The following is a 25,643-nucleotide window of genomic DNA, read 5'->3' as shown; positions in this document are numbered from 1 at the left end:
AGTCGGTCACGTAGTGGCGCGGTGCAGCGCCACGATCCCGCCGGTGAGGTTGCGGAACTCCGGGTCCGACCAGCCGGCCTCCGCCAGCAGCGCGGCGAGGCCCTCCTGGTCGGGCCACGCCCGGATCGACTCCGCGAGGTAGACGTAGGCGTCCGGGCTCGACGAGACGGCCCTCGCGATCGCGGGCAGCGCCTTCATCAGGTACTCGAGGTAGAGCGTGCGCCACGGCGCCCAGGTGGGGTGGCTGAACTCGGCGACCACGAGACGTCCGCCCGGGCGTGTCACCCGACGCATCTCCCGCAGACCGGCCAGGGGGTCGACGATGTTGCGCAGGCCGTAGGAGATCGTCACGGCGTCGAAGGTGTCGTCGGCGAAGGGCAGGCGGGTCCCGTCACCGGCCACGAAGGGCAGGTGGGGGTGCTTGGCCTTGCCCACGCGCAGCATCCCGACCGAGAAGTCGCACGGCACGACACGCACACCGGCCTCGTGGAACTGCACCGACGAGACCCCCGTGCCGGCCGCGAGGTCGAGCACGCGGTCACCGGGGCGCGGGTCGATCGCGGCGAAGGTCTCGCGCCGCCACGTCGCGTCCTGACCGCCCGAGAGCACCGTGTTGGTGACGTCGTACCGCTTCGCCACGGCGTCGAACATGCGACGGACGTCGGAGGGCTTCTTGTCGAGTTCAGCGCGGGCCACGCAGGCGAGCCTACGCAGATCGCGTGCAACCCCGGGCACCGGTTCCGCGTCCTCAGGACATGGACACCCGCCGCGCACTCCGCGCCCTCACCTCGGTCACCCTGACCGTCGCCGTCGCCCTCCTCCTGGTCGCCGGCGGGGGCCGTCTCCACACCGACCTGCTGTGGAGCAGCCCGGACCACCGCGCGCCGACCCCCGCAGCGGTGCCCGCGGCCCGTCCCTCTCCCAGCGCTCCGTCCACACCGGCGGCCGAGCCCCGGCTCCGTCCGACCCAGCCCCGTCCGACGCAGCGGCCAGCGGCCACCCCCACCCAACAGCCCACCCAGCGACCGAGCCATCCCTCCTCCGCCGGGCTGGACGCCCGGTGCCGCACCGGTCGGGTGATCTGCGTCGACAAGACCACGCAGACCTTGCGGTGGGTGGTCGACGGGGACGTGACGACGACGATGGAGGCCCGGTTCGGCGGCAGCTCCACCCCGACCCGGGAGGGTGAGTTCCGTGTCTTCGCGAAGTCGCGCGACCACGTCTCGAGCCTCTACGGCACCTCTATGCCCTTCGCCATGTTCTTCTCCGGCGGCCAGGCGGTGCACTACTCCCCCGACTTCGCGGCCGTCGGCTACGCCGGCGCCTCCCACGGATGCGTCAACCTCCGCGACGCGGCGGGAGCGGCTCGGCTCTTCGACCAGGTCGTCGTGGGCGACCGCGTGGTGGTCTGGCGGTCGTGAGCCGGTGCGGTCGGCCGCGGGCACGGGCGTACGCTGGTGGCTTGTGACGACCGCTCCGACGCCTACCCCGGCGCCCGCGCGCCTGGTGGTGCGCACCGAGGCCGTGGATGCGTCGACCCTCGACGACCTGCTCGGCCACCTGCCCGAGGACTCGCCCGTCACCTGGCTGCGACAGGGCGAGGGACTCGTCGGCTGGGGGATCGCGACGCAGGTGCGGACGTCGGGCTCCGCCCGCTTCCGCGACGCCGACAAGTGGTGGTCGGAGGTCACCGCGCAGGCCGACGTGCACGACGCGGTCGACGAGCCGGGCACGGGCTTGGTCGCCTTCGGCTCCTTCGCGTTCGCCGACGCCCCGGGCGACTCGGTGCTCACCGTGCCCAGCGTGGTGCTGGGCCGCCGCGGCGCCGTCGCGTGGCGTACGACCGTGCACGCCGAGGGCGCGTCCCCCTCCGGCCCGACGCCGATGACCCCGGTGGTCCGTCCTGCCGGCGTCACCTTCAGCGACGGTGCGCTCGACTCCGAGAGCTGGATGGGCGTGGTGGCCGACGCGGTGCGCCGCATCCAGTCCGGGGCATTGGAGAAGGTCGTGCTCGCCCGCGACCTGGTCGCCACCGCGGACACCGACGTGGACGTCCGCGCACCCCTGGCCCACCTCGCCTCGCACTACCCGACCTGCTGGACCTTCCACGTCGACGGGCTCTTCGGCGCCACCCCCGAGATGCTGCTGCGCCGCGAGCGCGGCCTGGTCACCTCGCGGGTGCTGGCCGGCACGATCCGTCGCACCGGCGACGACGAGCGCGACCTGGCGCTCGCGGCCACCCTCGCGCGCAGCTCGAAGGACCTCGAGGAGCACGAGTACGCCGTCCGCTCGGTCGCCGACGCGCTCGAGCCGCACTGCTCGTCGATGAACGTGCCGGAGGCGCCCTTCGTGCTGCACCTGCCCAACGTCATGCACCTGGCCACCGACGTGAACGGGGTCGTGCACGACGCCGCGACCGTGTCGTCGCTGCGGCTGGCGGAGGCCCTGCACCCCTCGGCCGCCGTCGGCGGCACGCCGACGGCGGTCGCCACCGAGCTCATCACCGAGATCGAGCAGATGGACCGCGGACGCTACGCCGGGCCGGTCGGCTGGATCGACGCCCGTGGCGACGGCGAGTGGGGCATCGCCCTGCGCTCGGGCCGGGTGGAGGGCAACCGGGTCCGCCTCTTCGCGGGCTGCGGGATCGTGGGCGACTCCGCCCCGGAGGCGGAGCTGGCCGAGTCGCAGGCGAAGTTCGTGCCGGTGCGCGACGCGTTGACCCGCGCCTGACCTGGCGTCCGCGGGTTCGCGGATTGGCCAAGCCGTCGGTGGGACCCGTTAGCCTGTGGCAGGACAGTTCAGCAGCACGGTCCCACTGCCGGGACCGGCTCACCACCACCTTTCCCGGGGGAATCACCCATGACTTCACGGCGTATTGCCGCGCTCGCAGCCACGATGCTGCTGTCTGCGTGTGCGCTCAACCAAGGTGCGTCCAGTGCCGAGACCCGAGGCCAGGCGGGCAGCTCCGCCAGCGCCTCCCCGACCATCACCACCGAGGCTCCGACCGCCCGCAAGCAGAAGGGTGCGCGCAAGGCCAAGAAGGTGACCGTGCGCGTGCTGCCGCAGATCGCGCAGCCCGGTGGCAGGACGGCCAAGTCCGCCAAGGCGAAGAGCGCCGTGCTGGTGCAGGTGAAGCCGAAGCGCGCCACCGCCGTCACCCTGCAGGCGAAGGCCGGCAAGAAGTGGAAGAAGGTCGGTTCCGCGACCACTGACCGCCGTGGCCAGCACGTCTTCCACGCCGCCGCGAAGCGGGGCGGCAAGGCCGCGACCTACCGCGTCGCCGTGGGCAAGAAGACGTCGAAGGCGGAGTCCACCGAGCGTTGGCTCACCTCGAAGTTCACCGACGAGTTCAACGGCAAGAAGCTGTCCGACAGCTGGGAGCACCGCAAGCAGTACCGTGACCCGCTCAGCAGCCGGGCGTGCTCCCGTGGCGCGAAGAACGCCGTGAAGGTCAAGGGTGGCGTCGTGCGACTCAGCGTCCTGAAGGACAAGTCGGCGAAGAAGAAGAAGTGCCGCGCGGTCTCCGACGGCAAGAAGCAGAAGTTCAACTACCGGCTCAACGGCCACATCGGGACCCAGTCGAGCGTGAGCTTCAAGTACGGCTTTGCTGCGGCCCGCGTCAAGTTCCCCCGCGCCCAGGGCCAGCACGGCTCCTTCTGGCTGCAGCCCGTCGCACCCGACCCGCACACGGCCAACCCCAAGCAGGCTGGCGCCGAGATCGACATCATCGAGTCGTTCGGTGCCAACGCCGGGCCGAAGGGCTCCATGGGCCTGTCGAGCTTCACCTACCACCGGATCGGCAAGATCAGGAACGGCACGTACAACTCGGTCAAGACCGGCGGCTACCTGAAGAACGTGCCCAGCGTGCTGGGCAAGAAGGACGACGTCTTCAAGCGCTACCACGTCTTCTCCGTCGAGTGGACCCCGAAGTCCTACGTCTTCCGCATCGACGGCAAGGAGACGTGGCGCAGCAAGAAGGGTGTCTCCGGCACCGAGCAGTACGCGATCCTCTCCCTGCTCTCCTCCGACTGGGAGCTGGGCCGTGCCCGCAGCGAGAAGAAGATCAACGAGCAGATGCAGGTCGACTGGATGCGCATCTGGGAGACCGGCGGCAGCTGAGGTGAGCCCAGCTCACACTGCATGACGTGACCGAACGGGTCAGGGACGAAGGTTCCTGACCCGTTCGTCGATTTCACGGCGGTTGTCCCGCCGGACGCGCACCTCGACGACCTCGATGCCTCCGGCCGGCTGGCTGAGCGCGTGCTCGAGCTCGGCGACCGACTCCACACGCCAGTGCGGTGTCCGTGTCGCGGCACAGAGCGCAGCGAGGTCCACCCCGTGCGGGGTGCCGAAGAGCCGCTCGAAGGCGTGGGCGTGGTCGGCGCCGCCCTGCTCCAGCAGGGAGAAGATGGATCCACCGTCGTCGTTGACGACGACGAGGGTCAGGTTGGGGCGAGGCTCGTGCGGGCCCAGCACCAGACCGCCCTGGTCGTGCAGGAAGGTGACGTCGCCCATGAGGGCGATCGTCCGGCCCTCTGCACCATGCGCCAGCGCGGCGCCGATGGCACTGCTGACGACGCCGTCGATGCCGGCGAGACCCCGGTTGGCGACCACCCGCGCCGACCGGTCCACCGGCGGCGGCGTCATCATCAGGTCGAGGTCGCGCACGGGGTTGGAGGGACCGACGAAGAGCAGGTCCCGGGCGCCGACGGCACCCGCGACGACGCCGGCGACCTCGTGCGGAGTCACGTCGCCCTCGGCCCGCAGCAGGGCCCGCACGCGCGCCGCCAGGGAGCGTCCGGCTTCACGCCACCGGTCGAGCCACTCCAGGTCGGGGGCGCCGTCGCCGACGCGCCAGACCGGCGCGGAGTCGACGACCGGGAAGGGGCGCGGCTGCCACCGGTCGTCGGGGGCGAGGTCGACGACCTCGACGTCCTCGCGCCCGAGCAGGCGGGCCACGGGACGCGAGAGGGTCGGGTGCCCGGCCACGACGACTCGTTCGACCTCCGCGGCGAGCTCGGTGCCGAGCAGCACCCGGTAGGCCGGCACGGCATGACTGCCGGCGCGGGCCCCGGAGCTCGGCTCCGCCAGCAGCGGCCAACCGGCCTGTTCAGCCAGGAGACGCGCCGCGGGGCCGGCGCCGTCGCCGGCAACCACGACCGTACGCGGCCCTCGGGCCAGCACCTTCGGCTCGGGGGTGGACGCCGGTGCCGGCGGGCGGGCCGTGGTGGGCCGGGGCACCCAGTCGTCGACGGGCGTGAGGGGCTCGTCGAACTGGACGTTGAGGTGGACGGGTCCGCGGGCCGCCAGCAGCGCTCCGACCGGCACGTCGACCTCGTCGCCTGCGGCGAGGTCGAGCACCTCGGCGCGCGGGAGCAGCCCGACCTGCTCGGTGGTCTGGTTGGCGCTCGTGCCTCGCAGCCGGAGTGGCCGGTCGGCCGTGACGGCGATCCACGGCAGGTGCTCGTGGTGGGCCTCCAGGGCCGCGGGGGCGAGGTTGGCCACCGCCGTGCCCGAGGTGCAGGAGACCGCGACGGGTCGTCCCGAGGTGCGGGCCAGGCCGAGGGCGAGGAATCCGGCGCTGCGCTCGTCGATGCGGGTGTGGAGCCGCAGCGCACCGGCCCGGTCGGCGGCGAGCAGCGCGAAGGAGAGCGGGGCGTTGCGCGAGCCCGGCGCCAGCACCGCCTCGCGCACGCCGGCGTCCAGCAGGGCCTGGACGACCTGGCGGGCCAGCTGGGTGGAGTCGCTCACGAGGAGAGATCCTGCCCCACGTCGGGCAGTCGCTCCGCCACCAGGGCAAGGCGCTGCTCCCAGTGGGCGCGCCGATCGGCCGGCGCAGCGAGCCGGGTCAGCGCCTGTGGGTCGACCTCCACGGGGCCGACCGGAAGGTGTCCCTCGACGGGCAGCAGGGACCGCGTGACCAGGTCGTCGGTGAACATCTGCACGGTGGCCAGGCCACAGGCGTACGGCAGCTCGGGCAGGGCGGCGGCGAGCGCCACGCCGGCGGCGATGCCGACGCTGGACTCGAGCGCGGAGGAGACGACGACGGGCAGGCCGATCTCCTCGGCGATCCGCAGGCAGGCGCGCACCCCGCCGAGGGGCTGGACCTTGAGCACCGCGACGTCGGCGGCCTCGAGGTCGCGGACGCGGTAGGGGTCCTCGGCGCGCCGGATCGACTCGTCGGCGGCGACGGGCACGTCGACGCGGCGGCGGACGCGGGCGAGGTCCTCGACGTCGGCGCAGGGCTGCTCGACGTACTCCAGGCCTCCAGCGGCCCGGTCGACGAGCGGGATCGAGGTGGTGGCCGTGTCGACGCCCCAGAGGCCGTTGACGTCGATGCGGATCCGGCCGCCGGGGCCGAGCGCGTCGCGGACCGCCTCGACACGGGCCAAATCGTCGGCGAGCGTCTGGCCGGGCTCGGCGACCTTGACCTTGGCCGTGGCGCAGCCCCCGGCGGTCACAATGGCGTGGGCGCGCTCGGCGTCGACGGCCGGCACGGTGACGTTGACCGGCACCCGGTCACGCACCGGGGCGGGCCAGCCGCCGTTCGCGGCTTCCACGGCGCAGCGCAGCCAGGGTGCGGCGATCTCGGGCGCGTACTCCAGGAACGGGCTCCACTCCCCCCACCCGCCGGGGCCCTCGAGCAGCACGCCCTCCCTGACGGTGATGCCACGGAAGCGGTGGCGCATCGGGATCGACCACACGTGCGTACGCATCACGCGGCGCCCCCTGCCTCGACCGCGGCGAGCAGGGCCTGACGATCGACCTTGCCGTTGGCCAGCAGCGGCAGCTCGGGCAGGACGACGAGGTGGCGCGGCGCCCAGGACCGGGGATGGGCGGTGGCGACCCAGTCGCGCAGCTCGTCGAGCGAGGGGTCGGCGTGACCGGGGTGCCGCACGACGACGGCGGCGACGGCCTGTCCCCACTCGTCGTCCGGCACCCCGACGGCCTCTGCCTGGGCGACGGCAGGGTGCTCGCGCAGCCGCGCGGCGACGGCCGGCAGCGGCACGTTGACGCCACCGCTGACCACGACGTCGTCGAGGCGCCCGAGCACCTGGAGGTGGCCGTCCTCGTCGAGGCGGCCGGCATCCGAGGTGAGGTACCAGCCGTCGACGAGCGTCTGGGCGGTGAGCTCGGGGTCACCGTCGTAGCCGGCGAAGATGGTGGGACCGCCGAGGCGGACCCGGCCGTCGGCCGCGATGCCGACGGCGACCCCGTCGAGCGGCACACCGTCGTAGACGCAGCCACCAGCGGTCTCGGAGGCCCCGTAGGTGGCCACCACGCGGATCCCCGCCTCCTCGGCCGCGCGGCGCAGAGCCGGGTCGATGGGACCGCCACCGAGCAGCACCGCCTCCATGGCGGCCAGGGCAGCAACGTCATCGGCGGAGGGCAGCATCCGGTGCAGCTGGGTCGGCACGAGCGAGGTGTACGCCGCGGGGCCGGCGTCGTCGGCCCACCCACCGAGCACGGGGCGCCAGCCGGCGACGAGCGACCTGACGATCACCTGGACGCCGGCGACGTAGGAGGAGGGCAGCACCAGCGCCCACCGGCCCGGAAGCGTGCCGAGGCGCCGGGCGGAGGCGTGCACCGAGGCCAGCACCGCCTCACGGGTCAGGACGACCCGCTTCGGTCGGCCGGTGGACCCGGAGGTCTCGATGAGGAGTCGCTGCGGCTCGTCGGCCTCGAGCCAGGCCGACAGCTGGTCGACGGCGACGGCCGGGTCGTCGGAGGGGCGCAGGAACTCCACGCCTCCACGCTAGTTGGCGCGGCGAACGGCCGGAGCAGGTGGGACTGCCTAGGGCAAGGGCACCCGCAGGAACTTGGGCCGGTAGAGCCGCGGGTCCTTCCGCAGGATCGCGGGGTCCATGGCGTTGACGCTCCAGCTCACGACCACGCTGTCGTCCTCCGGGAGGAGGTCGGGGTGGGCGAGTGGCATGTACTGCAGGAACGTCTCGTCGGTGGGGATGTCCGCCACCGGGGTGGTGGCCACGAACGGGCCGGTGGGGGCGTCGGCCTTCCAGATCACGAGCTCGTCTCCGAGGAAGTCCAACCGCTTGCTCACTGCGTACCAGGCGCCATCTCGCTCGAGGACGCTCAGCACCCGTGAGACGCCGGCCTCTGCCGGGATCAGGCTGGTCGCGGCGTTCGGGTCGGAGCTCCATCCGACGCCGTCGAAGTACTCCCACGACGACGGGTCCAGGTAGTCGTCCACCGTCGTGCGCGCCACGTGCAGGGAGTAGCCGAAGACGTAGGGGTCGCCGGGGGTCGCCGTGCCGTAGACGTGCACTCGCTCTCCCCGCAGCGCGACCGCCGCCCCCCACAACGGCCTGGCCAGTGATCGGTCGTCCGGCCCCAGGTCGGTGACACCCACCAGCTCGGGTGTGCCGTTGACCGGGACCTCGAACCGGGCGACGCTCGACCCGACGATCTCGAAGTCCCACATGCCCTGGCCGGTGGCCCGGACCCGCATGAGACCCACCGCCACCCGGTCGGCGCCGTCCTGCCCCGGCACGGCCACCACGCTCATCGGCCAGTAGCCGACCCCGTCACCACGGTCCGGCACGGCGGCGCCGTTGTCGGCCGACCGGTAGACCGACGCGCAGCCCTGCCCCATCAGCAGCATCGAGTTGCGCACCATCGACTCCCCCGGCTCCTCCTCGGGCCTCAGGGTGTCACCGAAGACCCAGAGGCTGCGACCGTCCGACAACCGCGTCGAGGCGCCGACGTCGCCGCCCACGAACCCGGGTGTCTCCTGGGCCTTGACGATGAAGTCGTTGATGTCCTCGACGGTGCGTGGCTGCTCGAAGGGGAGGCAGTCGAGGTAGTCCCGCGGCTCGGCCACCGGCACCGGCGCACGGGTCAGCCAGGCCGTCAACCCCAGCGGCACGAGGAATACGAGGATGACGACGAGCACCACCCTTCGGCGGAACTGCATCGTCATGCACCGAGGATACGGCTCGTCGCGCAGCCCCGAAGGAGAATCGCAGCGCCACCTGATTGAATCGTCCGGTGGTCACGGCTTCACGACGCCCCGCGGGCGGCTCCCCCTCCCGACTCACGCTCTGGGTCGCCGGAGCGCGTCCCCGCACCCTCCCCGCGGCTCTGGCCCCGGTGCTCGTCGGCACCGGTGTGGCGGCGTACGCGGACGGGCTGGTGATCTGGAAGGCCCTGCTGGCCCTCGTGGTCAGCCTCGCGCTGCAGGTGGGGGTCAACTACGCCAACGACTACTCCGACGGCATCCGCGGCACCGACGAGGACCGCGTCGGGCCGATGCGTCTGGTCGGCTCGGGCAACGCCACTCCGGCCGCGGTGAGGCGCGCCGCCTTCGCTGCCTTCGGGGTCGCCGCGTTGGCCGGCCTCGTGCTGGCCGCCACCACCGCGTGGTGGCTCGTCGCCGTCGGTGTCGTGTGCATCGTCGCCGCCTGGTTCTACACCGGCGGCAAGAAGCCCTACGGCTACCTGGGCCTGGGCGAGGTGATGGTCTTCGTCTTCTTCGGCCTCGTCGCCGTCGTCGGCACCACCTTCGTGCAGACCGAGACCTTCGAGTGGGCCGCCCTCTACTCAGGCGTGGGGATCGGCGCGCTGGCCTGCGCCGTGCTGGTGACCAACAACCTGCGCGACATCCCCACCGACGTGGTGGCCGGCAAGCGCACGCTGGCTGTGCGCCTGGGCGACTCGCGTACCCGCGCCTTCTACGCCCTCCTGGTGCTGGCGTCGGTCGCCGCCGTGGTGGCGGTCGCCGCCGCCACCCACTGGAGCGTGCTGCTCGCCCTCGTCTTCGTCGTCCGCATGGTGCCCGCCCTGCGGGCCGTGCTGGGCGGGGCGGAAGGCCCGGCGCTGATCCCCGTGCTGGCGGCCACCGGCATGGGGCAGCTGTGGTGGGCGGCGCTGGTCAGCGTCGTCCTCAACGCCGCCTGAGCGACACCCTCAGAACGAGGTGAGCGAGTAGGGCTCCGGCCCGCCGTCACTCATCGCCGCCCAGGTCGCCAATGCGTCGGCGTCGCCCCGGATCTGCCCGGCGTGCACGAGCGTGGGCACGTCGACCGCGCCCAGGTAGGCGGCGCCCAGCGTCGCGACGTCGAGGCTCACCTCCGGCCGCGCGTCACTGCGTACGACCGTGGCACGGCCTGCCTCGACTCGCACCGCCCAGCGACCCTCGGCGTGCCCCTGGTGGTCGGTGACCCCCAGCACGACCTCGCCGTCGGCATACCAGGGACGGGCCTCGAGGCTCGCGACCACGTCGAGGATGCGCAACCAGATGTGGTCGAAGGGGCCGCTGCGCTTCACGCACCGGCGGTCCTGCAACGCCCACGGCAGGATGTGGTCGACCGGCACCGTCGCCTTCACCGTGTCGGTCAGGTCGATGCCGGTGAGGAAGTGCCAGAGCGCGAGCTCACCCTCGGGGCTCAGCGACACCAGGCTCTCCACCGTGACCGTGTGGTCCTGCTTCCACCCTCCGTGGCGGTAGAGCACGTAGCCGTGGGGCTCGTCGTGCTCGTCGAGGTGCACGACGGCGCGCAGACCCATCTCGGGCTTCTGGCCTTTCCAGTCCCACTCACCGTGCACGAAGGCGTCGAAGAAGGCGGTGCGGCTCACCGAGCCACGGCGCTGCGCGTGCCACGCGTCGAAGATCGTCGCGGGCACGTCGCCCAGGTCAGCCGGCTCTACGTGCACGAAGCGGCCGGTCGGCTCGAAGTAGTCGAAGGCGAACCGGGGGCCGGCGTCGACGCTCACCTTGGAGAAGAACGAGGAGGGCCCGAAGCCGAAGCGGCGGTAGATCGGGGCCTCGGAGACCGTCAGGGCGGCCATCGGGCGCCCGGCCGCGGCGGCCTCGGCGAGGTCGCGCTCGATGAGGGTGCGGGCCAGGCCCTGACGGCGGTTGGCCGGGCTGACGGTCACGTCGGAGACCATGTGCAGGTCGAGCAGCTGCGAGCCGGTGTTGAGCGAACCGAGCCAGCTCACCACCGTCGCGACGGGCACGACCCCCGCGCCGTAGACGCCCTCGGGCAGCCAGGCGCCGTGAAGGCGGGTGCCGTTGCCCCGGACGTCGGCGAGCCAGTGGCGTTCGCCCTCAGGACCGGAACGGTTCTCGTGGAAACCCCGGTTGACCGCGGCCAGGTAGCCGCGCAGCAGCTCCGGGTCGGTCGAGGGGTCGGTGGGATCGAGCGTACGGACGTCGAATTCCATCCGGGCAGGATATCGGGACCGGTGTCCCGGACGGGACGACGGGTGAGGTCAGTCCGTGTCCTCGCGTGCCTTGTAGGCCTCCAGTCGCTCCGACGCGCGGCCCGCACGCTGCTGCAGGACCAGGGCGAGGGCCTCGCGCTGACGTGCCAGCAGGAACCAGGACGAGATGCCCGACAGGACGAAGGCGACCACGAGGGCCCACAGGAGCGGCACCTCGTCGGCGAGGAGCGACCAGACACCGATCACGATGATGACGGACGAGGCCAGCATCGCCAGACGCAGCAGGTTGTAGATCCAGAACTCCTTCACGCCTTCCACTCTAGGTCGCGGCTCCGTGGCACGGCGACCGCACCCTTCCCTCACGTCCTAGGCTGGAGGCGTGCTGAAGGTCCTGCTCGCCGTCGTCGTCATCGCCCTGGTCGTCTACGGCCTCACCCGGGTGATCGAACGGCGGGGCGTGCCGCGGCCCGTCCGCCGGCGGGAGCCTCCCCGGCAGGTCGCGCCCGACGACGACCCCGACTTCCTGTGGCGTCTCGAGGCCGAGCGGCGCCGCCAGGCGAAGCAGAACGGCGACGCCCCCGAGGGGACGCCGCCGCGCAAGGACGGGAACGACTCAGCTCGTCAGGACGAGGCGCCCGACGAGGACTCGACCGGCACCACCTGAACGACAGCGGCGCCCTCGGCGTAGGAGTGCTGCGAGGTGGTCGAGAAGAAGTTGACCCCGACGAAGCTCCACCACAGCGTCGCCAGACCCACCAGGGCCAGCACCGAGGCCACCCGGCCGCGCAGGCCGGCGGTCGTGCGGGCGTGCAGGTAGGCCGCGTAGATCACCCACGTGATGAACGCCCAGACCTCCTTGGGGTCCCAGTTCCAGTAGCGGCTCCACGCCTCGTGGGCCCAGATCGGTCCGCTGATCAGCACTGCGAAGGTCCACACCGGGAAGCCGAAGGCGTGCATCCGGTAGGAGATGCGGTCGAGCACCTTCGTGCTGGGCACCCGTGCCAGGTAACCGGTCGTACGCTCCCGCCCGACCTCGGCGTCCTTCTTCTCGGCGCGCTCCTTGACGAGGTGGAGCACGACCAGGATCCCACCGAGGGTGAAGGCGGCGGTCGCGATCACCGCCGAGACGACGTGGATCACCAGCCACGGCGAGTCGAGCGCCTCGGTCAGCGGCGCAACCGGCTTGTGCAGCCAGATCACCGCGAGCATCAGCACCGAGAGCACGACCCCGACGACCCACGGGGCCAGCCAGGAGAGCTTGAACCGCTTGTAGGTCACCAGGTAGATCACCACGACGAACCAGGCGCCGGAGATCGAGAACTCGTACATGTTGCCCCACGGCACCCGGTTGGGGTCGGCGGCCATGCCGCGCCCCACCAGCCCCACGAGGTGGACGAGACCGCCGAGGGCGGTCAGGACCAGGCCGAGGCGGTCGAAGAGCGCCGTGCGACCCGTGGTGACCTCCTCGGTGTGCGGCACCTGCCGCAGGCCGGCCCACGCCACCAGGTGGCTCAGCAGGGCGAGGAAGTAGACCACTCCGGCGACGGTGATCGCCTGGTTGCTCAGGACTTCCCACTGGGTGTCGGTCACGACTGCTCCTTCGGTGCTGCGTCGGCCTCGTCGGCCTTCGGTGCTGCGGGGGCCGCTGCGGCCTTCAGCTCTGCGGTGAGGGCCTCGATCTCCTCGCCGACGTCGCCGCCGGCCGAACGGTCGAGGCCACCGACCTCGACGAGGGTGCGGCCCTCCAGGCGCCGGGCACGGACCCAGACGCGGCGGGGACGGACGTACAGGGAGCCGATCAGGCCGAGCAGGGCCAGGACCACACCGGCCAGGGCCACGAACTTGCCCGGGGTCTGGCTGATCTGGATCTTGTTCCAGCGCTCGATGCCCTCGAAGGTCACCGAGCCGAGCCCGTCGGGCAGCTCGACGGTGTCACCGGGGCGCATGTCGAGGCGGAACATGCCGCCGTCGTCGGCGGTCACCTTCTCGGCCTTCGCCTTGTTGAGCACGTAGACCGACTGGCTGATGCCGTCGTCCAGGCCCAGGTCGCCGGTGTAGACCTCCATCGAGACCAGCGGGTTCACCAGCTGGCCGAACTGCGAGTAGGGGCCGTCGGCGAAGGCGTAGGTCGGGTAGAGCTCACCCTCCAGGGCCAGCGGGGTGGCGGCGTCGGGCGCCTTGACCACGCCGAACGAGCGGAAGTTCATGTCGGTGGGCAGGAAGATCGTCGGCCCGGAGTAGGCGACCTCGCCCTCGGAGTCGGTCACGGTGATGACCGGGGCGTAGCCGTGACCGATCAGGAAGATGTCGGTGGAGCCGATGGTCAAGGGGTGGTTGACCCGCAGGTCGTACTCCTTCTCCTCACCCCCCGGCTCCTCGGTGTAGGTCAGGTGCGACACGAAGTTGCGAGCCTGACCGGCGCCGGCGCCGCTGGTCAGCCACTCGATGTCGAACTCGTCGATGTCGAATGCGAAGGGCTCCATCCACTCGGTGCGGTAGAGGCTGCCGGGCACGAAGTCGTCGTACTGGGTGAGGTTGTTGGAGAAGCCGTTGCCGACGGTCACGATCACGCCGCCCTGGTAGCCGAAGAGGTTGCCCGCGGCCACGCCCGCCATCACCACCAGGATCGACAGGTGGAAGACCAGGTTGCCCGCCTCGCGCAGGTGGCCCTTCTCGGCAGCGACGAAGCCCTGGTCGGTGCCCTCGTCGTGGCGGTCGCGTCGGAAGCGGCGGCGACGCAGCACCTGCTCGGCCCGCGCGAGCACCTCGTCGACCGAGGCCTGGGTCTCGTACGTCGCGTGGTCGCCCAACCGGGTCAGGTGGCGGGGCGCCTTCGGGGGTCGCGCCCGCATGGCCCGGAAGTAGACCTTGGTGCGCGGCACGATGCAGCCCACCAGCGAGACGACGAGCAGCAGGTAGATCGCGGCGAACCACGGTGAGGAGTAGACGTCGAAGAGGCCGAGCTTCTCGTAGACCGGCGTCAGCTTCGGGTGGTTGTCCTGCCACTGCGACGTCTTGAGGGCGTCCACGTTGGCCTGGGGCACCAGCGAGCCGGGCACGGCGGCGAGCGCCAGCAGCAGCAGGAGCACCAGGGCGGTGCGCATCGAGGTCAGCTGTCGCCACGTCCAGCGCAGGAACTCGACCAGGTTGAGCTCGTTCACACCGCCACCTCGAAGTCGGAGACCAGGCGCACCTGGAGCCAGGAGACCATCTCGAGCCACCAGCCGGTGACCATGAGCACGCCAACGGCCACGAGCATCAGGCCACCGACCCGCATCACCGCGACCTGGTGACGCTTGACGAACGCGAAGGCGCCGAGCGCCCGGCGGTAGGCCAGGCCGGCCACGATGAACGGCACCCCGAGGCCCAGCGAGTAGACGCCGGCCAGCAGTGCGCCGCGGGCAGCGGTGCCCTCGGTGTAGGCCAGGGTCAGGATGACCTGCAGCGTCGGCCCCAGGCACGGCGTCCAGCCCAGGCCGAAGAGGAAACCCAGCAACGGCGCGGCGGCCAGGCCCACGGCCGGCACCTTGTGGATGCGGAAGTCACGCTGCAGGAACGGCAGCCACCCGGCGAAGGCGAGACCGAGCACGATCGTCAGCGCGCCCAGCGCCATCGTGATCTGCTCGGTCCAGGTGACCAGCCACTCGCCCAGCGCGCCGGAGATCGAGCCGAGCGCGACGAAGACCGCCGCGAAGCCGAGCACGAAGAGCACCGAGCCGAGCAGCATGCGGCCCCGGCGCCGCTCCGCCTCGCCGGTCGCGAGGTCGGCGCCGGACAGGCCCGTGGCGTACGAGAGGTAGCCCGGCAGCAGCGGGATCACGCAGGGCGAGAAGAACGACACGAGGCCAGCGACCAGCGCCACGGGGATCGCGAGCAGCAGCGTTCCGGAGCTGGCGACCTCACCGAAGAGATCACTCATCGGCGGACTTCCCGGAGACGTCCTCGATCACGCCGACCAGCGTGCCGGCCGAGGGCAGCACGCCGATGATCGCCGCGGCGACCCGGCCCTCGGCGTCGAGCACCACGGTCGAGGGGATCGCGTTGGGCGGGATGGTGTCGTGGAAGGGCAGCAGCGCCTTGCCGTCGGGCGAGTAGAAGGAGGGGTACTCCACGCCGAACTTGCGGTTGAAGCTGAGCGCCTGGCTGGTGGAGCCGTCGCGGATGTTGATGCCCACGAACTGCGCGATGCCCTCGGTCTCGGCGGCGGCCTCGACCAGGTCGGGCATCTCGTGGCGGCACTGGGCACACCAGGCACCCCAGACGTTGACGACCGTCGTCGTGCCCCGGAAGTCGGCGAGATCGAGCTGCTCGCCGTCCAGGCCCTCACCGCTCAGCTCGACCGGCGCCTCGCGCTCGCCCTCGTCGACCATCCGCACCGTGCCGTCGGCGGTCACGTAGCCCTTGCCGCCGGTGCCCTCGACCGAGGAGCAGCCGGTGAGCACGAGCAGGAGCGCGACCAGCACGGCGGCAGCACCGGAGGTCCGCGACGGGGAGGCGGGCGAGGGGGGACGCACGGGCACGGTCAGGGCCGCTTCTCGTCGGGCGCGCCACCCGCGGAGAAGGGCGCGTTCTTGTCCTTGGTGGGGATGAGGTCGCCGGCAGGCTCGGAGTAGCTGACCCGGGTCAGCGCGTCACCGGTGAAGTGCAGCGTGGTCAGCGAGCAGAGGGTGCACTGGCGGTTGCGCGGGTCGTGCACGAACGACTTCCGCTCGGCGTGCAGCCGAAGCGTCCAGATCGGCAGCTGGTGGCTGACGATGACGGCCTCATGGCCGCGGGCGGCGTCGCGGGCGTCGTGCACCGCGGCGAGCATCCGGGCCGCCATCTCGTCGTAGGGCTCGCCCCACGACGGCTTGAACGGGTTGTAGAGGTGGCGCCACAGGTGCGGGCGCTTGACCAGCGTCATCGCGCCCTCGCCGAAGCTGATGCCCTCGAACTTGTTGGTCGACTCGATCACCCGCGGGTCGATCTCGGGCGTCAGGCCCCTGACCGCGGCGAGCGGGGCCGCGGTCTCCTGGGCGCGCTCGAGCGGGGACGTACGCATGTGCACGATGTCGCGCTCGCCGATCGACTCGGCGATCCGGGTGGCCATCTTGACGCCCAGGTCGGAGAGGTGGAAGCCGTCACGGCGCCCGTAGAGGATGCCTTGGGGGTTGTGCACCTCGCCGTGGCGCAGCAGGTGGACCAGCGTCGTCTCGCTCATGCGTCTCCTCCAGCGGTGGCTGCGGCGCGGGCGGCGCCGGGCAGCGCGTCGAGCACCGTCTGCACGGCGCGGTCGTCGTGGGCGGCCGAGACGAACCAGCACTCGTAGGCACTGGGCGGCAGGTGGACCCCGGCGTCGAGCATCGCGTGGAAGAACGCCGCGTACGCCTTCTCGTCCTGCGCGCTCGCGTCGGTGAAGTCGCGCACCTCGCCGTCGCGGAAGAAGACCGAGAACATCGTGCCGGCCGACTGGATGCGGTGCGGCAGCCCGACGGCGGTGAACGCCTCGGTGACCCCCGCCTTGATGGCGTCGCCCGCGGCGGTGAGGTGGGCGTACACCTCGTCGGTGGCACGGCGCAGCGTCGCGAGCCCGGCGGTGGTGGCGACCGGGTTCCCCGAGAGCGTGCCGGCCTGGTAGACGCCGCCCTCGGGCGCGAGGTGGGCCATCACATCGGCGCGACCGCCGAAGGCCGCGGCCGGGAAGCCGCCGCCCATCACCTTGCCGAAGGTCATCAGGTCGGGCACCCAGCCCTCCTGGGCGCCGTCGAGGCCCCAGCCGCCCTGCGCGGTCGCACGGAAGCCGGTCATCACCTCGTCGGAGACAAAGAGGGCGCCGGCGTCGCGGCAGGTCTGGGCGAGGAAGCCGTTGAAGCCGGGCTCGGGCGGCACGATCCCCATGTTGCCGGGGGCGGCCTCCACGATCACCGCGGCGATGCGCGGGCCGTGCTCGGCGAAGGCCGCGGTGACGGCGGCGCGGTCGTTGTAGGGCAGCACGAGCGTCAGGTCGGTCGACGACGCCGGCACGCCCGGGGTGCCGGGCACCGCGAAGGTCGCGAGGCCCGAGCCCGCGGAGGCCAGCAGCGAGTCGACGTGGCCGTGGTAGTTGCCGGCGAACTTCACGATGACGTCGCGGCCAGTGAAGCCGCGCGCCAACCGGATCGCCGACATGGTGGCCTCGGTGCCCGAGGAGACGAAGCGGACCCGGTCGACGGGCGTACGCCGCACGATCTCCTCGGCGAGCTCGACCTCCGGCACCGTCGGGGTGCCGTAGGAGGTGCCGCGGGCGACCGCGGCGTTGACCTCGGCGAGCACCTCGGGGTGGGCGTGACCCAGCAGCATCGGGCCCCACGAGCAGATCAGGTCGACGTAGTCGTTGCCGTCGACGTCGGTCAGCCACGCCCCCTGCGCGGACCGGACGAAACGGGGCGTGCCTCCCACCGCGTTGAAGGCACGGACGGGAGAGTTGACTCCCCCGGGGGTCACGGCGCTGGCGCGCTCGAACAGCGCGCCGCTGCCGGCGTCGGGGCGTGAAGTCACCCGGCCATTGTGGCCCAGTGGCCCAACCGTGGCGAACTCGCCGACGGGTGACGTGGCACGCGCCACACTGTCTGCACCGGCCGGGGCGGGCGTCAGCGAGCGAGCAGCCGGGCGGCCTCGCTGGCCCAGTAGGTCAGGATGACGTCCGCGCCGGCGCGCCGGATCGAGGTGAGCGTCTCCAGGATCGCCGGCTCGCGGTCGATCCAGCCGTTGGCCGCGGCCGCCTCGACCATCGCGTACTCCCCCGAGATGTTGTAGGCGGCCACCGGCACGTCGACGGCGTCGCGCACCTGCCGCACCACGTCGAGGTAGGCCAGGGCGGGCTTGACCATCACCAGGTCGGCGCCCTGCTCCACGTCGAGCAGGGCCTCGCGTACGCCCTCGAGCGCGTTGGCGGGGTCCTGCTGGTAGGTGCGGCGGTCACCCTGCAGGGAGGAGTCGACGGCCTCACGGAAGGGGCCGTAGAAGGCCGAGGCGTACTTCGCCGAGTAGGCCAAGATCGAGACGTCGGTGTGGGCGTCGGCGTCCAGCGCCGCCCGGATGACCGACACCTGGCCGTCCATCATGCCGCTGGGGCCGACCATGTGGACCCCGGCCGCGGCCTGCGCCTGGGCCATCGCGGCGTAGAGGCGGAGCGTGGCGTCGTTGTCGACCCTCCCCTGCGCGTCGACGACGCCGCAGTGGCCGTGGTCGGTGAACTCGTCGAGGCAGAGGTCGGCCATCACGGTGACCGCGTCGCCCACCTCGCCGACGACGTCGGCGATCGCGGCGTTGAGGATGCCGTCCGGGTCGAGTGCGCCCGACCCGGTCGCGTCCTTGGTGGCGGGGATGCCGAAGAGCATGACACCCCCCAGTCCGAGCTCGGCGGCTTCGGCGACGGCGGCCTTCAGGGTGTCGCGGGTGTGCTGCACGACGCCGGGCATCGAGCTGATCGGCACCGGCGCGTCGATGCCCTCGCGCACGAAGAGCGGCAGCACGAGCTGGCGGGCCTCCACCGACGTCTCGGCGACCATCCGCCGCAACGCGGGCGTCGTACGCAGGCGGCGCGGTCGCACGGTGGGTCCGGTCAGGTCGTCCAGGTCAGCCATGCCCCGATCCTCTCACCCACCCCGCGAAATGCACCGCGGCGTCATACGGAGGGAGCCACCGGGGGCTCCGACCGTATGACGCCGTGGCGGGCGTACGGGCGTGACGAGCTACTTCGCGGCGGCCTTGCGGCGACCCGAGGCCTTGCGGTCCGAGGGACGCGTGACCGGCTGGCCCGACTCGACCAGCGCGGCGCGGCGCGCGGCACCGAAGTCGGCGAGCGCGTCGACCAGGACCTCGACGTCGGGCTTGGAGGCCATGACGTCGACCCGCAGGCCGTGCTCCTCGGCGGTCTTGGCCGTCGCGGGCCCGATCACGGCGATGACCGTCGACGGGTGCGGCTTGCCGGCGATGCCGACGAGGTTGCGCACCGTCGACGACGAGGTGAAGACCACCGCGTCGAACTTGCCCGTCTTGATCGCGTCGCGGGTCGGCGCCGGCGGCGGGGCCGCACGCACGGTGCGGTAGGCCGTGACGTCGTCGCACTCCCAGCCCAGCTCGACCAGACCGCTCACCAGCACCTCGGTGGCGATGTCGGCGCGCGGCAGGAAGACCCGGTTGATGGGGTCGAGCACGTCGTCGTAGGGCGGCCACTCCTCGACCAGGCCACGAGCCGACTGCTCGCCGGTCGGCACCAGGTCGGCGCGCAGGCCCCAGTCGGCGATCGCCTGGGCGGTCTTGTCACCCACCGCGGCGATCTTCAGGCCGGAGAACGAGCGCGCGTCGAGGCCGTACTCCTCGAACTTCTCGCGCACCGCCTTGACCGCGTTGACCGAGGTGAAGGCGATCCACTCGTAGCGACCCTCGACGAGGCCGCGGACGGCCTTGTCCATCTGCAGGGGGTTGCGGGGCGGCTCGACCGAGATCGTCGGCACCTCCTCCGGCACCGCACCGAAGTCACGCAGCCGGTGCGAGAGCGACGCGGCCTGCTCCTTGGTGCGGGGCACCAGGACGCGCCACCCGAAGAGCGGCTTGGTCTCGAACCACGAGAGCGTCTCGCGCAGGTTGACCACGTCGCCGATCACGATGATCGCCGGCGGCGCCACGCGGGCGGCCCGCACGTCGGCGGCCACGTTCTCCAGCGTGGAGGTCACCGTCGACTGCTCGGTGGTGGTGCCCACGCGGGTCACCGCCACCGGGGTCTGCGGCGAACGACCGGCCTCGATGAGCGCCTTCGCGGACTCACCGATCGACCCGACGCCCGAGAGCAGCACCAGGGTGCGGTCGTCGGCGTACTGCGACCAGTCGACGGTGCCGCCGCAGGTCACCACGGCGACCTCGCGGTGGTTCTTGTCGGTCAGCGGGATGCCGGCGTACGCAGGCACCGCGGCGACCGCGGAGACGCCCGGCACGATCTCGAAGCCGACGCCCGCCTTGACGCAGGCCTGCGCCTCCTCGGGACCCGAGGCGTACATGAACGGATCGCCGGTCAGGAGACGGACGACGCGCGACTTCTTGCCGTGCTTGACGACCACGCGGCCGCGGGCCGCGTTGGTCAGCGGCTGGCCGTCGTCGGCGCAACCGCCGTCGACGAAGAGCGGACCGTCGGTCTCGGGCGCCTCGGCGCCCTCCTCGACCGGGGCGGGAGCCGGGAGCCCCAGTACCGTCCGGACCATCTCCTCGTGCTCGGGCGCCTCGGTGATCACCACCTCGGCGGAGCGCAACAGCTCGACGGCGCGCACGGTGAGCAGCCCCGGGTCACCGGGGCCACCTCCCACGAACGAGACCCAACCCGTGGGGGTCGGCTTGTCAGGGGTCTTGCCAGTAGCCATGGACTGCTGCTTCCTCACTGGTGTTTCCATCAGGCTGGTGCCTCCATCAGGTCGGCTGCGCCCGCGGCGAGCATCTCGCTCCCCAGGCGGGCGCCGATGCCCTGGGCATCGCCGGGCTCGCCGGTGGCGCTCATGCGCACCACGCGGCTGCCGTCTCCGGAGAGGGCCACGGCCCTGATCCAGAGTTCTTCTCCTTCGTCTGCGTCGACCACCTCGGCCAGCGCACCCAACGGGGCGCTGCACCCGGCCTCGAGCGTGTTGAGCACCTGCCGCTCGCAGGTCACCGCCGCCCGGGTCGCGGCGTCGTCGAGCGCGCTGAGCAGCTCGACCAGCTCGTGGTCGTCGGTGCGGCACTCCACCGCCAGCGCGCCCTGGCCCGGGGCAGGGAGCATCTGCAACGGGTCGAGCGCCTCGGTGGCCTCGTCGGCCCGGCCCAGCCGGTTGAGGCCGGCGCGGGCCAGCAGGATGCCGTCGAGCTCGCCGCTGGTCACCTTGCCGATGCGGGTGCCGACGTTGCCACGGATCGCAACGATCTCCAACCCGAGCCCGAGCGCCGCGAGCTGGGCGGCGCGGCGCGGCGACCCGGTGCCCACGCGGCTGCCCGCAGGCAGCTCGCCGAGCGTCAGGCCGTCGCGCGCGACGAGCACGTCGCGGGGGTCCTCCCGGGGCGGGATCGCGGCGAGCGTGATCCCGTCCTGCGGGGTGGTCGGCAGGTCCTTCAACGAGTGCACGGCCAGGTCGACGCTGCCGTCGAGCAACGCGTCACGCAGCGCGGAGACGAAGACGCCGGTGCCGCCCATCTGCGCGAGCGGACCACGGTTGACGTCGCCCTCGGTGGTGACGTGCACGAGCTCGACCTCACGGCCGAGCCGGGTGCGGATCGCGTCGGCGATCATGCCCGACTGGGTGGTCGCGAGCGCTGAGGCACGGGTGCCGAGACGCAGGACGCGGCTCATCGGTTGCCTCCTTCGACGAGGTCGGGGCGGGTGACGGCGGAGACCGCGTCGGGGTCGAGGGCGAACAGCTCGGCCAGCGCGGCGGCGTAGGAGACCGCGCCGGACTCGGCGGCCAGCTCGCGCACCCGCACGGTGGGCTGGTGGAGCAACTTCTCGGCGACCCGGTGCACGGTGCGGCGGACCTCGGCGGTGACGGCCGGGTCGAGGTCGCCCAGGCGCGCCTCGAGACGCTCCATCTCGGCCTCGACCACGCCGGTCGCCATGGTGCGCAGAGCCACCACAGTCGGCGTCACGCTCGCCTGGCGGCGGGCGGCGAGGAACGCAGCGACCTCCTCGGCGACGATCTCGCGGACGCCGGCCACGCTGCGTACGGCGTCGTGGTCGTCGCCCAGGCGCTCGGCGAGGGTGGCCAGGTCCATGACGTGCACGCCGGGCAGCTCCGCGGCGGCGGGGTCGACGTCGTGGGGCAACGCCAGGTCCAGCACGTGGAGCGGGTGCGTACGCCCCTCGCGCGCGGCCGCGAGCTCCGCTGCGGTCAGCACGACGCCGGCGGCGCCGGTGCAGGCGACCAGCACGTCGGCACGACCGAGCTCGTCGTCCAGCTCGTCGACCGGCACGGCTCGGACCTCGCCGTCGGTCGCGTACTCCGTGGCGAGGCGCTGAGCGTTGGCCAGCGAGCGGTTGGCGATCACCACCTCGCGCGCGCCCTGCCGCGTCACGGTCGCGACCGAGAGCGCCGCCATCGACCCGGCGCCGAGCACCAGGACGACCTTGTCGCTGGCCCCCTCGTCGCCGAGCACCTGGGCCAGGGCGGCCGAGACCATCGAGGGCGCCGCCGCGTCGACGTCGGTCTCGGCGTGGGTGCGCTTGCCGACCCGCAGGGCCTGCTGGAAGAGCGAGTTGAGGGCGGGCCCGACCGTGCCGAGCTCCTGGCCCACGCGCAGCGCCTCACGGGCCTGACCCAGGATCTGGCCCTCGCCGAGCACCATCGAGTCCATGCCGGCGGCGACGTGGAAGAGGTGGGAGACCGCACCGTCGTCGTAGTGCACGTAGAGGTGCGGCACCATCGACTCCGGCGCGACCCCGGACTGGGCGACGAGCAGGCGGGAGAGCTCCTCCACCGAGCCGTGGAACCGGTCGACGTCGGCGTAGATCTCAAGGCGGTTGCAGGTCGAGATGACCGCGGCCTCGCCGACGTGCTCGGCGTCCACCACGTCGAGCACGAGCTTGCGGGCCCCGTCGGAGTCGAGCGCGAGGCTCTCCAGCACCGAGACGGGCGCGGACTTGTGGGAGATGCCCACGACCAGGACGCTCACGACAGCACCTCCTGCGCCAGGGCACCGTCGACGGCGGGCACGCACTGCTCGGCGTGCTCGGTCTGCTCGGCGTGCTCGGGCTCGAGCTGGGCGGGCTGCTCGATGGCTGCCTTGCGCTGCTCGTGGTAGGCGAGGATCTGCAGCTCGATCGACAGGTCGACCTTGCGTACGTCGACTCCGGGCGGCACGGCCAGCACGCGCGGCGCGAAGTTGAGGATGCTCGAGATGCCGGCGGCGACCATCCGGTCGGCGACGTCCTGGGCCGCGGGGGCGGGGGTCGCGATGACGCCGATCGCGACACCGTGCTCTGTGACGATCTCCTCGAGCCGGTCGAAGGACTGCACGGCGATGCCGGCCACCTCCTCACCGGCGCGCGACGGGTCGGCGTCGAGCAGGGCCACGACCCGGAACCCGCGGCTGCGGAAGCCGGAGTAGTTGGCCAGGGCGTGCCCCAGGTTGCCGATCCCGACGATGACGACGGGCCAGTCGTGGGTCACGCCGATCTCGCGGGCGATCTGGTAGGTCAGGTACTCGACGTCGTAGCCGACGCCGCGGGTGCCGTAGGACCCCAGGTAGGAGAGGTCCTTGCGCAGCTTGGCGCTGTTGACGCCGGCAGCAGCGGCCAGCTCCTCGCTGGAGCAGGTGGCGACGCCGCTCTCGGTGAGCCCGGTCAGCGCCCTGAGGTAGACGGGCAGTCGGGCGACCGTCGCTTCAGGGATCTCTCGCGCGTTGTCGGCAGAGGACCGTGAACTCACTGGGACGTCTCTTTCCAGCTGATCGATCCACCGGTGGGCTCCGGGGGCAGGAATCGTTCGGCCCAGCCACTTTAGGAGTTTGTGAACGTGAGAACAAAATCCGTCGACCCGGGTGAACTCGCAGGTGAGATGGGACACAGCCCTCCCGAGGAGGGATTCGTCAGCGGGTCAGCGCCGCCCGCAGCCGCGCCTCGTCCACCCGCCAGAAGTCATGCTGGCGACCGTCGACGAACGTGACCGGAATCTCCTCGCCGAAGCGGTCGTAGAGGTCCTCGTCGGAGTCGATGTCGACCTCCACGAAGCTCTCGCCGAGGTCGGCGCAGACCCGCTCGACCACCGCGCGAGCGTCGTCGCAGAGGTGGCAGCCGGGGCGTCCGTAGAGGGTGACGCGGGCGGTGCTCGAGGGCTCGGACATGGGTCCATCATCCCCCGGCGCGGGTCACTCCAGCAGACCGAGGGCCCGCCGGCGCTCGATGCCGCGCAGGCGTCCCTTCTCCACCCGGCCGGTGACCGTGGTGGGCAGCTCGGTCACCACCTCGATCCGGGTCGGCTGCTTGAACCGGGCCAGTCGACCCGCGACGTGGTCACGCACTGCCGCCTCGACGGCCTCGGCAGGCTCGCTGGAGACGACGTACGCCACCACGGCCTCGCCGGTCTCGGGGTCGTCGACGCCGATCACCGCCGCACTTGAGACCCCCTCCACCTCGGCCACCACGTCCTCCACCTCGGAGGGGTAGACGTTGAACCCGTGCACGACCACCATGTCGCGCACGCGGTCGACCAGGTAGAGGTCGCCGTCGGCGTCGATGTAGCCGACGTCGCCGGTCGGCCACCAGCCGTCGGTGTCGGGACCGTCGGCACCGTCGGGCCAGTAACCGCTGAAGAGGTTGGCGCCACGGATCTGGATCTCGCCGGGGTCGTCACCCTCCAGGTGACCGGTCACCTCGTCGACCAGACGCACCTCGACCCCGCTCAACGGGCGTCCCACGGAGCCGGGCCGCACCTGGGCCGAGCGCATCGTGGTGGTGACCACCGGCGACGCCTCGGTCAGTCCGTAGCCCTGGTGGACCTCCAGCCCGGTGCCGGCGGTGAACTCCGCGGAGACCGGACCGGCCAGCACCGCCGACCCCGACAGCACCAGGCGTACGGGACCGAGCCGCTCACGCAGCTGGTCGCGACCGTTCCAGTGGCCGAAGACCGCGGGCGCCACCGGCAGCACCGAGATCGCCTCGTCGTCGATCAGGTCCAGGGTGGCCTCCGGGTCGAACCCGTCGACCAGCACCAGCTTGGCGCGGTGGCGCAGCACGCTGCCCAGGACCGCGTTGAGGCCGTAGACGTGGAAGAGCGGCAGCACCCCGAGCACCACGTCGTCGCCGTGCATCATCGGCGGATCGGTGTCGGCGACCTGCTCGATGTTGGCGAGCAGCGCCCGATGGGTCAGCATCGCCGCCCGCGGCCGACCGCTGGTGCCAGCGGTGTAGAGCAGCGCCGCGAGGCGCTCGGCGTCACCGGCGGAGGCGACCGGCTCCGCGGGTCCGGAGACCAGGTCGGCGTAGGTCACCTCGGGCGACTCCACGCCCTCGCCGAGCACCACGAGCCGGGGCACCCGCGCCCGGGCGAGCAGCTCGGGCTCCAGCTCGCCGGCGCCGTCGAGCGGCGTGCCGTCCAACGCGGCCGCGAGCATCGCGACGGCCTCGCGGACGCGAGGGGCGGTGTCCGCCGCGGCGACCACCATCCGGGCGCCGGAGTCGGCGACCATGCGGGCCAGGTCGTACGGAGCGGCCTGCGGGTTCACCGGCACGGCCACGGCGTGGGCGCGCAAGGCACCCAGGTAGGTGGTGACGAACTCGAGGCGGTTGCCCAGGACGATCATCACCCGGTGGCCGCCGAACACGTCGAAGCGGTTGAGGCCGCTGGCCACCCGGGCCACCTCGTCCTCGAGGCCTGCCCACGTCAGGCTGCGACCACCCACCTCCACGAGCGCGAGGCGGTCCGGGCACTCCGCAGCAGCGGAGGCCACGAGGTCAGCGACGTCTGTGGGTCTCGGCATGATGG

General features: G+C 72.2%; 25 protein-coding genes. 5 read left to right on the top strand and 20 right to left on the bottom strand.

Translation table 11 applies throughout. From position 1 onward, the window contains the following. Positions 1 to 6: 6 nt before the first annotated feature. Positions 7 to 696 (bottom strand): demethylmenaquinone methyltransferase, encoded by a 690-nt coding sequence (locus tag IEQ44_RS12955; protein WP_193638889.1) that lies wholly within the window; start codon positions 694 to 696, stop codon positions 7 to 9. A 59-nt stretch (positions 697 to 755) separates the two neighbouring features. On the opposite strand from IEQ44_RS12955, the gene IEQ44_RS12950 reads away from it, so the two are divergent. The 3 genes from IEQ44_RS12950 to IEQ44_RS12940 all read left to right on the top strand — a co-directional run bounded on the left by IEQ44_RS12950 (position 756) and on the right by IEQ44_RS12940 (position 4,119). Continuing rightward, positions 756 to 1,421, top strand: a complete 666-nt coding sequence (locus IEQ44_RS12950) for a L,D-transpeptidase (protein ID WP_193638888.1) — start codon at positions 756 to 758, stop codon at positions 1,419 to 1,421. A 4-nt stretch (positions 1,422 to 1,425) separates the two neighbouring features. After that, the gene (locus tag IEQ44_RS12945) at positions 1,426 to 2,730 is read left to right on the top strand and encodes an isochorismate synthase (RefSeq protein ID WP_319804667.1); all 1,305 of its coding nucleotides are present in this window, start codon (positions 1,426 to 1,428) and stop codon (positions 2,728 to 2,730) included. Between the two features lie 129 nt (positions 2,731 to 2,859). Next, on the top strand, positions 2,860 to 4,119 hold the full coding sequence (locus IEQ44_RS12940; protein ID WP_193638886.1) for a glycoside hydrolase family 16 protein: 1,260 nt from the start codon (positions 2,860 to 2,862) through the stop codon (positions 4,117 to 4,119). Positions 4,120 to 4,158: 39 nt separating this feature from the next. On the opposite strand, the gene menD is transcribed toward IEQ44_RS12940, so the two are convergent. The 4 genes from menD to IEQ44_RS12920 are packed head-to-tail and all read right to left on the bottom strand — an operon-like array spanning position 4,159 to position 8,941. Continuing rightward, a complete protein-coding gene (gene menD, locus IEQ44_RS12935; protein ID WP_193638885.1) occupies positions 4,159 to 5,751 on the bottom strand; it encodes a 2-succinyl-5-enolpyruvyl-6-hydroxy-3-cyclohexene-1-carboxylic-acid synthase in 1,593 nt (530 codons plus the stop codon). Beyond that, a complete protein-coding gene (locus IEQ44_RS12930) occupies positions 5,748 to 6,716 on the bottom strand; it encodes an o-succinylbenzoate synthase (protein ID WP_193638884.1) in 969 nt (322 codons plus the stop codon). The genes menD and IEQ44_RS12930 overlap by 4 nt, the downstream gene beginning before the upstream one ends. After that, positions 6,716 to 7,747, bottom strand: a complete 1,032-nt coding sequence (locus tag IEQ44_RS12925; RefSeq protein ID WP_319804666.1) for an AMP-binding protein — start codon at positions 7,745 to 7,747, stop codon at positions 6,716 to 6,718. The genes IEQ44_RS12930 and IEQ44_RS12925 overlap by 1 nt, the downstream gene beginning before the upstream one ends. A gap of 48 nt (positions 7,748 to 7,795) precedes the next feature. Further along, the gene (locus IEQ44_RS12920) at positions 7,796 to 8,941 is read right to left on the bottom strand and encodes a DUF5005 domain-containing protein (protein WP_193638883.1); all 1,146 of its coding nucleotides are present in this window, start codon (positions 8,939 to 8,941) and stop codon (positions 7,796 to 7,798) included. A gap of 68 nt (positions 8,942 to 9,009) precedes the next feature. Here IEQ44_RS12920 and IEQ44_RS12915 point away from each other — a divergent pair, with 68 nt between their 5' ends. Then, complete coding sequence (locus IEQ44_RS12915) at positions 9,010 to 9,918, top strand: 1,4-dihydroxy-2-naphthoate polyprenyltransferase (protein ID WP_193638882.1); 909 nt, start codon at positions 9,010 to 9,012, stop codon at positions 9,916 to 9,918. A gap of 9 nt (positions 9,919 to 9,927) precedes the next feature. Here the strand turns inward: IEQ44_RS12915 and IEQ44_RS12910 are convergent, their stop codons facing one another. Both IEQ44_RS12910 and IEQ44_RS12905 read right to left on the bottom strand, forming a co-directional pair. After that, the gene (locus IEQ44_RS12910; RefSeq protein WP_193638881.1) at positions 9,928 to 11,187 is read right to left on the bottom strand and encodes a GNAT family N-acetyltransferase; all 1,260 of its coding nucleotides are present in this window, start codon (positions 11,185 to 11,187) and stop codon (positions 9,928 to 9,930) included. Positions 11,188 to 11,235: 48 nt separating this feature from the next. Then, a complete protein-coding gene (locus IEQ44_RS12905; protein WP_193638880.1) occupies positions 11,236 to 11,496 on the bottom strand; it encodes a DUF4229 domain-containing protein in 261 nt (86 codons plus the stop codon). Between the two features lie 70 nt (positions 11,497 to 11,566). Here IEQ44_RS12905 and IEQ44_RS12900 point away from each other — a divergent pair, with 70 nt between their 5' ends. Next, positions 11,567 to 11,851 carry a hypothetical protein gene (locus tag IEQ44_RS12900; protein ID WP_193638879.1) on the top strand — a complete coding sequence of 95 codons (285 nt, stop codon included), beginning with the start codon at positions 11,567 to 11,569 and terminating at the stop codon, positions 11,849 to 11,851. Here the strand turns inward: IEQ44_RS12900 and ccsB are convergent. The 13 genes from ccsB to IEQ44_RS12835 all read right to left on the bottom strand — a co-directional run bounded on the left by ccsB (position 11,809) and on the right by IEQ44_RS12835 (position 25,638). Further along, positions 11,809 to 12,777: a c-type cytochrome biogenesis protein CcsB gene (gene ccsB / locus IEQ44_RS12895; protein ID WP_193638878.1), complete on the bottom strand. Its 969-nt coding sequence runs from the start codon at positions 12,775 to 12,777 to the stop codon at positions 11,809 to 11,811. The two genes, IEQ44_RS12900 and ccsB, sit on opposite strands and share 43 nt — an antisense overlap. Further along, the gene (gene resB / locus IEQ44_RS12890; protein WP_319804665.1) at positions 12,774 to 14,348 is read right to left on the bottom strand and encodes a cytochrome c biogenesis protein ResB; all 1,575 of its coding nucleotides are present in this window, start codon (positions 14,346 to 14,348) and stop codon (positions 12,774 to 12,776) included. The genes ccsB and resB overlap by 4 nt, the downstream gene beginning before the upstream one ends. Beyond that, positions 14,345 to 15,106 carry a cytochrome c biogenesis CcdA family protein gene (locus IEQ44_RS12885; RefSeq protein ID WP_193638877.1) on the bottom strand — a complete coding sequence of 254 codons (762 nt, stop codon included), beginning with the start codon at positions 15,104 to 15,106 and terminating at the stop codon, positions 14,345 to 14,347. The genes resB and IEQ44_RS12885 overlap by 4 nt, the downstream gene beginning before the upstream one ends. Further along, complete coding sequence (locus IEQ44_RS12880) at positions 15,099 to 15,707, bottom strand: TlpA disulfide reductase family protein (protein WP_319804664.1); 609 nt, start codon at positions 15,705 to 15,707, stop codon at positions 15,099 to 15,101. The genes IEQ44_RS12885 and IEQ44_RS12880 overlap by 8 nt, the downstream gene beginning before the upstream one ends. A gap of 2 nt (positions 15,708 to 15,709) precedes the next feature. Continuing rightward, a complete protein-coding gene (locus IEQ44_RS12875) occupies positions 15,710 to 16,387 on the bottom strand; it encodes a histidine phosphatase family protein (protein ID WP_193638876.1) in 678 nt (225 codons plus the stop codon). Continuing rightward, positions 16,384 to 17,703, bottom strand: coding sequence for a glutamate-1-semialdehyde 2,1-aminomutase (hemL, locus tag IEQ44_RS12870; protein WP_193638875.1), 1,320 nt, complete (start codon positions 17,701 to 17,703; stop codon positions 16,384 to 16,386). Before hemL ends, IEQ44_RS12875 begins: the two co-directional genes overlap by 4 nt. Positions 17,704 to 17,795: 92 nt before the next feature. After that, positions 17,796 to 18,791, bottom strand: coding sequence for a porphobilinogen synthase (gene hemB / locus IEQ44_RS12865; protein ID WP_193638874.1), 996 nt, complete (start codon positions 18,789 to 18,791; stop codon positions 17,796 to 17,798). Between the two features lie 108 nt (positions 18,792 to 18,899). Beyond that, complete coding sequence (locus tag IEQ44_RS12860; protein ID WP_193638873.1) at positions 18,900 to 20,561, bottom strand: bifunctional uroporphyrinogen-III C-methyltransferase/uroporphyrinogen-III synthase; 1,662 nt, start codon at positions 20,559 to 20,561, stop codon at positions 18,900 to 18,902. 29 nt (positions 20,562 to 20,590) lie between these two features. Then, positions 20,591 to 21,517 carry a hydroxymethylbilane synthase gene (hemC, locus tag IEQ44_RS12855; RefSeq protein ID WP_193638872.1) on the bottom strand — a complete coding sequence of 309 codons (927 nt, stop codon included), beginning with the start codon at positions 21,515 to 21,517 and terminating at the stop codon, positions 20,591 to 20,593. Then, positions 21,514 to 22,833 carry a glutamyl-tRNA reductase gene (locus tag IEQ44_RS12850; protein ID WP_193638871.1) on the bottom strand — a complete coding sequence of 440 codons (1,320 nt, stop codon included), beginning with the start codon at positions 22,831 to 22,833 and terminating at the stop codon, positions 21,514 to 21,516. The genes hemC and IEQ44_RS12850 overlap by 4 nt, the downstream gene beginning before the upstream one ends. Continuing rightward, the gene (locus tag IEQ44_RS12845) at positions 22,830 to 23,588 is read right to left on the bottom strand and encodes a redox-sensing transcriptional repressor Rex (protein WP_193638870.1); all 759 of its coding nucleotides are present in this window, start codon (positions 23,586 to 23,588) and stop codon (positions 22,830 to 22,832) included. Before IEQ44_RS12845 ends, IEQ44_RS12850 begins: the two co-directional genes overlap by 4 nt. 160 nt (positions 23,589 to 23,748) lie before the next feature. Beyond that, positions 23,749 to 24,003 (bottom strand): glutaredoxin family protein, encoded by a 255-nt coding sequence (locus IEQ44_RS12840; RefSeq protein ID WP_193638869.1) that lies wholly within the window; start codon positions 24,001 to 24,003, stop codon positions 23,749 to 23,751. A gap of 24 nt (positions 24,004 to 24,027) precedes the next feature. Continuing rightward, positions 24,028 to 25,638 (bottom strand): class I adenylate-forming enzyme family protein, encoded by a 1,611-nt coding sequence (locus IEQ44_RS12835; protein ID WP_193638868.1) that lies wholly within the window; start codon positions 25,636 to 25,638, stop codon positions 24,028 to 24,030. Positions 25,639 to 25,643: the final 5 nt, after the last annotated feature.

It is taken from the genome of Nocardioides malaquae (genome assembly GCF_015070385.1).
Lineage (GTDB): Bacteria > Actinomycetota > Actinomycetes > Propionibacteriales > Nocardioidaceae > Nocardioides > Nocardioides malaquae.
Note: the sequence above shows the minus strand (reverse complement) of the source record. Positions and strands in the feature narration are given on the sequence as shown.

Coding starts and splice junctions, on each gene's coding strand:
- IEQ44_RS12950 (WP_193638888.1), top strand. CDS start 756: ATGGACACCCGCCGCGCACTCCGCGCCCTCACCTCGGTCACCCTGACC.
- IEQ44_RS12940 (WP_193638886.1), top strand. CDS start 2,860: ATGACTTCACGGCGTATTGCCGCGCTCGCAGCCACGATGCTGCTGTCT.
- IEQ44_RS12930 (WP_193638884.1), bottom strand. CDS start 6,716: ATGCGTACGCACGTGTGGTCGATCCCGATGCGCCACCGCTTCCGTGGC.
- IEQ44_RS12920 (WP_193638883.1), bottom strand. CDS start 8,941: ATGACGATGCAGTTCCGCCGAAGGGTGGTGCTCGTCGTCATCCTCGTA.
- IEQ44_RS12910 (WP_193638881.1), bottom strand. CDS start 11,187: ATGGAATTCGACGTCCGTACGCTCGATCCCACCGACCCCTCGACCGAC.
- IEQ44_RS12885 (WP_193638877.1), bottom strand. CDS start 15,106: ATGAGTGATCTCTTCGGTGAGGTCGCCAGCTCCGGAACGCTGCTGCTC.
- IEQ44_RS12875 (WP_193638876.1), bottom strand. CDS start 16,387: ATGAGCGAGACGACGCTGGTCCACCTGCTGCGCCACGGCGAGGTGCAC.
- hemB (WP_193638874.1), bottom strand. CDS start 18,791: ATGGCTGACCTGGACGACCTGACCGGACCCACCGTGCGACCGCGCCGC.
- IEQ44_RS12860 (WP_193638873.1), bottom strand. CDS start 20,561: ATGGCTACTGGCAAGACCCCTGACAAGCCGACCCCCACGGGTTGGGTC.
- hemC (WP_193638872.1), bottom strand. CDS start 21,517: ATGAGCCGCGTCCTGCGTCTCGGCACCCGTGCCTCAGCGCTCGCGACC.
- IEQ44_RS12840 (WP_193638869.1), bottom strand. CDS start 24,003: ATGTCCGAGCCCTCGAGCACCGCCCGCGTCACCCTCTACGGACGCCCC.
- IEQ44_RS12835 (WP_193638868.1), bottom strand. CDS start 25,638: ATGCCGAGACCCACAGACGTCGCTGACCTCGTGGCCTCCGCTGCTGCG.